Origin of the sequence: Methylacidimicrobium tartarophylax (assembly GCF_902143375.2) — a bacterium.
Lineage (GTDB): Bacteria > Verrucomicrobiota > Verrucomicrobiia > Methylacidiphilales > Methylacidiphilaceae > Methylacidimicrobium > Methylacidimicrobium tartarophylax.
Window position 1 is genome coordinate 1 of record NZ_CABFVA020000127.1, and the last position, 5119, is coordinate 5119.

General features: G+C 62.4%; 5 protein-coding genes and 1 other RNA gene. 3 read left to right on the forward strand and 3 right to left on the reverse strand.

What is annotated here, in order from left to right; all coding sequences use genetic code 11:
* Positions 1-66 precede the first annotated feature (66 nt).
* Together MAMT_RS10965 and rnpB are read left to right on the forward strand one after the other, a co-directional pair.
* Positions 67-705: an HAD family hydrolase gene (locus tag MAMT_RS10965; protein ID WP_142661068.1), complete on the forward strand. Its 639-nt coding sequence runs from the start codon at positions 67-69 to the stop codon at positions 703-705.
* Positions 706-736: 31 nt separating this feature from the next.
* An RNA gene (gene rnpB, locus MAMT_RS10970) (RNase P RNA component class A) lies at positions 737-1175 on the forward strand.
* A 33-nt stretch (positions 1176-1208) separates the two neighbouring features.
* Here rnpB and MAMT_RS10975 read toward each other — a convergent pair.
* From MAMT_RS10975 to modA, 3 genes are all read right to left on the reverse strand, one after another.
* Positions 1209-2297, reverse strand: a complete 1089-nt coding sequence (locus MAMT_RS10975) for a molybdenum ABC transporter ATP-binding protein (protein ID WP_142661069.1) — start codon at positions 2295-2297, stop codon at positions 1209-1211.
* A gap of 74 nt (positions 2298-2371) precedes the next feature.
* The gene (modB, locus tag MAMT_RS10980) at positions 2372-3037 is read right to left on the reverse strand and encodes a molybdate ABC transporter permease subunit (RefSeq protein WP_142661070.1); all 666 of its coding nucleotides are present in this window, start codon (positions 3035-3037) and stop codon (positions 2372-2374) included.
* Positions 3038-3251: 214 nt separating this feature from the next.
* Positions 3252-4034 (reverse strand): molybdate ABC transporter substrate-binding protein, encoded by a 783-nt coding sequence (modA, locus tag MAMT_RS10985; protein ID WP_178087090.1) that lies wholly within the window; start codon positions 4032-4034, stop codon positions 3252-3254.
* A gap of 111 nt (positions 4035-4145) precedes the next feature.
* Here modA and fdhD point away from each other — a divergent pair, with 111 nt between their 5' ends.
* Positions 4146-5027, forward strand: a complete 882-nt coding sequence (gene fdhD / locus MAMT_RS10990; protein ID WP_142661072.1) for a formate dehydrogenase accessory sulfurtransferase FdhD — start codon at positions 4146-4148, stop codon at positions 5025-5027.
* Positions 5028-5119 lie beyond the last annotated feature (92 nt).

Genomic DNA, 5119 nt, shown 5'->3' on the forward strand with positions numbered 1-5119 from the left:
AGAGCCGCTAGCGGCTCTTCCCGCTTGCCATGCGCCCGCAAACCAGAAAGAGTACCGTGAATTCTCATGAGCAAACCTGCCATCACGACGCTTTTCTTGGATCTCGGGGGAGTCCTGCTTTCCAACGGTTGGGACACCGCCTGCCGGGAAAAGGCTGCCGAAGCCTTTAATTTGGATCCCCGAGAAATGGACCAACGGCATCATCTGACCTTTGACACCTACGAAGTCGGCAAGCTGACGCTCGACGGCTACTTGGAGCGCATCGTCTTTTACGAAAACCGGCCTTTCACGATGCAGGAGTTTCGGCAGTTCATGTTCGCCCAGTCTCGTCCCTTTCCGGATATGATCGAGCTGGTGCGCAAGCTCAAGGAGCGGTACGGACTCAAGGTGGCCGTATTGAGCAACGAGGGCCGGGAGCTGCAGGTCCACCGCATTCAAGCCTTTGACCTTGCTTCGTTCATCGACTACTTCATTGTCTCGTCCTTCGTCCATCTGCGGAAGCCCGACGAGGATATCTTTCGACTGGCACTCGACGTTTCCCAGACTCCTCCCTCCCGCTGCGCCTATATCGAGGACCGCCCGATGTTCGTCGACATTGCTCGCAAGCTCGGGATCGAAGCCATCTGTCACCGCGGCTATGAGACCACGAAGGCTGCACTGGCTGGTCTCTCCCTCTCCCTGGATGCGGCAAGCGATGGCGGTTGACGCCGCCGCCGGAAACTGATTAGTTGATCTCGGCGCTGGAAGAGACGATCGCTCCGCCTTGCGGCGGAGAGGAAAGTCCGGACGCCACCAGGGAAGCGGGCCGTGGGAAACCGCGGGACCGAGAGGGCGTAAGCCGCTCGGGACGGAAAGTGTCACAGAGAAGAGACCGCCGCGCCGAATCGGTGCGGTAAGGGTGAAACGGCGGGGTAAGAGCCCACCGCTCGAACCGGCAACGGCCGAGGCACGATAAACCCCCCGCGGCGCAAGGCCAAACAGAGGTGCTGGCTCCCTGGCCGCTCCGATGCTCAGGCGCCACGGTGCCGAGCGTTTGGGCACACCTCGGGTCAGGCCGCACCGCGGCGGCTCGCCGTCGCGGACCGATCGCCGACGTGCGATCGGTAGAGAAATGATCGTCGCCTGGAAGGGCTGCTTTCCAGGAACAGAATCCGGCTTATCTTCCGGCGCCGCTGCCTTCCGCACTTCTTTTCCGGAAGAAGCCCGGTTTAGCGAGGCACGAGGTGGATCGCATGCGCCTTGATCCAGCAGAAGATGGGCTTGCCGGCGGCGAGTCCAAGCTCTTGGCTGGCTCCGCGCGTGATCCGGGCGACTAAGGGGAATCCACAGTCGAGGAGGACGCGGACGGCGTGCCCCTCGGCTTCCTGCTCCACCACGAGCCCACGGAGCCGGTTCCGAACGCTCACGGGTCCCGCCTCTTCTGCGGTGGAAAGAATCACATCCTCGGCACGCACCATCACGTAGACGAGCCCGGGGAGAGCCTCGCCTCGGTCCATGGCGAAGAGCGTCCCACCCGGAACCTCCACCTCGACGAGGCCATCTCGGACAGAGAGGAATCGGCCCGAGACCACGGTCTCGACACCGAGGATCTTTCCTGCCTCGCGATTCACCGGCCTCGCCAAGACCTCCGCCGTCGGGCCGATCTGCAGCACTCGTCCCGATCCCACAACAGCGAGTTCTCTCCCCAGGAGCACCGCTTCCCTCTCCTCATGGGTGACGAAAATCGTGGGAAGCGATCGCTCGTGCACCGTCTTCCGAATCCGTTGCATAAGATCCCCTCGCGCTCTCGGATCCAGGCCGGCAAACGGTTCGTCCAGCAGGAGCAGCCGAGGATGGCATGCCAGGGCCCGGGCGAGAGCCACCCTCCTGCTCTCGCCTCCCGAAAGAGTGGCTGGGGAGCGCCCTGCCAGCGGGAGAAGCCCGCAACTCTCCATGCTCTCCTGCGCCTGCCGTCTCTTTTCCTTTCGCGGGAGACCGTGCAACCCGAACGCCACGTTCTCCTCCACGTTCAAATGGGGAAAGAGAGCGTCGTGCTGATCGACATATCCGATCTTCCGCCGCTGCGGCGGAAGCCAGAGGTTCCGCTCCCCATCCATCCAGACCTCATCCTGAAATTGAATCCTTCCCGCCGCGGGCCGCTCGAGCCCAGCAAGAGATCGGAGAATCGTCGTCTTCCCAGCCCCGGAGGGGCCGAAGAGCACGAGCACCCCGGGAGGCTCGAGGGCGAAAAGAAAAGAAGCGCAGAGCTCCCCTCCCCCCGGATAGCAAAATCGAAAATCGACGGTTAATTGTCCCATCTCCTTGCCGGCAAACAAAACAGGATTGCTCTTCCCCGGCAAGCCAAGCGCGCCCTCCTAGCCGCTTACCCCGCCTAGCGAACCAGAAGCCGCTTTTGAAACCAGTAGGCGGCGGAGAGCAGAAGGAAGGAAAGAACGAAAAGGAAGACCGCAGTCTTGGCGGCCAAGCCGTAATCGAGGGACTCGACTGCGTCGTAGATGGAGATCGACAGCGTCCGCGTCACCCCGGGGACATCTCCTCCCACCATGAGAACGACGCCAAATTCTCCCAAGGTGTGCGCAAAGCTCAGCACGATCCCCGATGCGATGCCGGGCCATGCCAGCGGCAAGACGATCCGAACGAAGGTTTCGACCCGCCCCGCCCCCAGAACCCACGCCGCCTCCCGAAGTCTTCTCGGGATTCCCGCCATCGACGCCGCCACCGGCTGAACCAGAAAGGGGAGGCTGTAGAGAACCGATGCCACCCAGAGCCCTTCGAAGGAAAACACAAGAGACCCACCACCCGTCAGGCGGCCATACCATTGCCCCAGCCAGCCGGCGCGTCCGAAGCCGACCAAAAGAAAAAAGCCGAGCACGGTCGGCGGCAGGACCAGCGGCAGAGCGATGACCGCCTCCAAGGCCGGCCGCAGCCTGCTCTTCGAGTAGGCGACCCAGCCGGCCAAGGGAATGCCGATCAGGCAGAGCGTGAGCGTGGTCACCGCAGCCAGTCTCAAACTCAACGCGAAGGCAATCCAGTCCATGCCGGGTCTTAGGAGCGAGCTTGCCGATTGGTTGACCTGCCTGTCTCACAAAGTTCGTACCCGAGGCGCGGCGGATGGGCCTGGATGCGAGGCGGGCCGCAGGTTTTCCCCCGGAGCTGGTTGACGACATACTGCACGGAGGGAAAACCAAGGCCCAACGAAGCAGACAGGTCCGTTTCGCAAGTCGCAGGAGAACGCTTGGGAGACGGGCAGGTCATAGGCCATGACTCCGAAGGAGCTTCTGTCCTTCCGGGCTGAGGAGAAAATCTCGAAAAGCTTCCGCAAGATCCCACTGACGGCAACCCTTGAGAATCACCCCCCCTTGCTCTAGCGTGGGGGAGGTGCCGGGGGGAAACTCCTCGAAACGGCCTTCTTTTTGTGCCGCCGGCGCCAGCGCCAGAGACCGAGAAATCAAGCAGGCATCGGCAGCTCCTTGCTGCGCGAACTGAAATGCCTGAGCGACATTTTCCCCGAAAACCAGTTTTCCTTCGACCCCGGCAAACAAGCCCGCCCGGCGCAGCGTCTCTTCCGCCGCGCGTCCGTAGGGAGCGACTCGGGGATTCGCCAAGGCCAGACGACGAAGTGAAGCGCTTCGCAACGCCGCCAAGGCCTGCCCGGCCTTCCAGAGATCCGCCTCCTTTCTTGCCCAGAGGATGACCGAACCGTGCGCATAGACAAAGACCTCCCCGCGAGCCACTCCCGCAACGACCAGGCGCTGGGGGTACTCCTGGTCGGCCGCCAGGAAAAGATCCCAGTTTGCGCCCTGAAGCAGTTCCGCGTAGATCTTCCCGGAAGAGGCGTACGTCGCTTCGATCCGAAGAGGATTGCCTCCCTGCGAAAAAGCGGCAATCGCCTCGGGAAGAGCGTAACGCAGGTCGGCGGCGGCACCAATCCGCAAGACTCTTTCCGACCCCCCCTCCGCCTTGATCTGTTCGGCAAAGATGGGTCGAGCCAGCCCAAGAGCAAGGAGGAGCCACGGCAACCAAAGACGACGCATAGCATCTTTTAGAAGTCCCTGCCTCCAGAGGAAAGCTTTTATCACCCGATGGCCCATCACGAGTTTCCTCGTCATTGCTCCTCTTCTCTCGAGGCGCGTATAGTGAAAGCAATGGCAATCCGGCCTGGCAGCAAAGCCAACGTCGAACTTTGGACCTGGAAAGAGGCGGGCTTGGTCCGCCGCCTCGACTCGGTGGCGGTGGAAGAACCCCTGGAGATTCGCCTTCGCGCCGGACACCAGGAGCGGGTTTTGGCCATCACGATGCGGACGCCCGGATCGGACTTCGAGCTCGCTGCCGGATTTCTTTACGGAGAAGGGGTTGTCCGGAATGCCCACTCCATTCGCTCGATCTCCTATTGCGTCGACCGCGCAAAGGACGAGGAGCAGCTTTTCAACGTCGTAACGGTGGATCTTGCCACGGAGCGCCTGCCCGACTTCGGAGGGCTCGAACGCCACTTTCTCACCACGAGCGCATGCGGCGTGTGCGGCCGTGCTTCTCTGGAAACGCTCCGCAGCCGTGGCTGCCGACCCCTGCCCATCGCCTGGACCATTCCCGCCGATCTGCTGCCTCTTTTGCCCGAAAGGCTCGGATCGCGGCAGGGGGTCTTTCGGGCCACCGGCGGGCTCCATGCCGCAGGCCTCTTTACCAAGCAGGGAGAGCTCATTGCGCTGCGCGAGGACGTGGGCCGCCATAATGCCATGGACAAGCTCATCGGATGGGCTCTGCTCCAGGGTCGTCTTCCCCTTTCGGACTATCTGGTCCTCGTCAGCGGCCGCGCAAGCTACGAGCTTCTCCAAAAGGCCCTGGCGGCGGAGCTTCCGCTCTTTTGCGCCGTTTCCGCGCCGAGCAGCCTCGCAGTACGCCTAGCCAGAGAATTTTCCCTCACGCTGGTGGGATTTCTCCGGGGGGAGCGATTCAATGTCTATGGAGGCCGAGAGCGGATCCTTGCCGCCGACGCGCCTTGTTTGCCACGAGTCGCCAAAGATGCTTAGTTGGAAATGGCAGCGAGCCGGCATATCTCACAAAGTTCGTGCCCGAGGCGCAGGCCGATGGGCCTGGATGCGAGGCGGGGCGCAGGTTTTCC

Coding starts and splice junctions, on each gene's coding strand:
- MAMT_RS10965 (WP_142661068.1), top strand. CDS start 67: ATGAGCAAACCTGCCATCACGACGCTTTTCTTGGATCTCGGGGGAGTC.
- MAMT_RS10975 (WP_142661069.1), bottom strand. CDS start 2,297: ATGGGACAATTAACCGTCGATTTTCGATTTTGCTATCCGGGGGGAGGG.
- modB (WP_142661070.1), bottom strand. CDS start 3,037: ATGGACTGGATTGCCTTCGCGTTGAGTTTGAGACTGGCTGCGGTGACC.
- modA (WP_178087090.1), bottom strand. CDS start 4,034: ATGCGTCGTCTTTGGTTGCCGTGGCTCCTCCTTGCTCTTGGGCTGGCT.
- fdhD (WP_142661072.1), top strand. CDS start 4,146: ATGGCAATCCGGCCTGGCAGCAAAGCCAACGTCGAACTTTGGACCTGG.